Origin of the sequence: Streptomyces sp. DH12 (assembly GCF_020873895.1) — a bacterium.
Taxonomy (GTDB): domain Bacteria; phylum Actinomycetota; class Actinomycetes; order Streptomycetales; family Streptomycetaceae; genus Streptomyces.
The window spans coordinates 1-395 of the sequence record NZ_JAHWGT010001606.1; the positions used below are offsets into that span (position 1 = coordinate 1).

Here is a 395-nt window from a genome sequence, read left to right on the forward strand (position 1 = left end):
CGCGCTCCCAATGCCAGGGATCCACAGAGGACGCGGGCACCGCTGAGTGGGATGGCGGCGCCAAGGCGGAGAAGCGCTCCGCCAAGTCCTCGATCCAATTACGCCACTGGAGCAGGGCCGCGACGGCCATCGGGGCGGTCGTGTCCGCCGTCGTCACGGAGTGGCGGGCGCAGCACCATACGTCGACGATCCCGCCGTCGGTGTCGCCCTCACCCACCGACCAGTTCCAACCGCAGGCCCCACCGGCCGTACCGGTTCACCAGGAACTCGGTGACGGGGTCCAGCGAGCGCCACCAGTGCTCTTCGACGGCCTCAGGGCTGGGCAGCAAGGGTGCGACAAGACCGGCCAATGCCTCCGCCGCATCCTCGTCCAGCTCGAACGGATGTCGCAACGG

General features: G+C 69.4%; 1 pseudogene. It reads right to left on the minus strand.

The features are described 5' to 3' along the window. Nucleotides 1-209: 209 nt before the first annotated feature. Nucleotides 210-395 (minus strand): annotated as a pseudogene (locus LPA54_RS41315) (hypothetical protein); the annotation flags it as partial.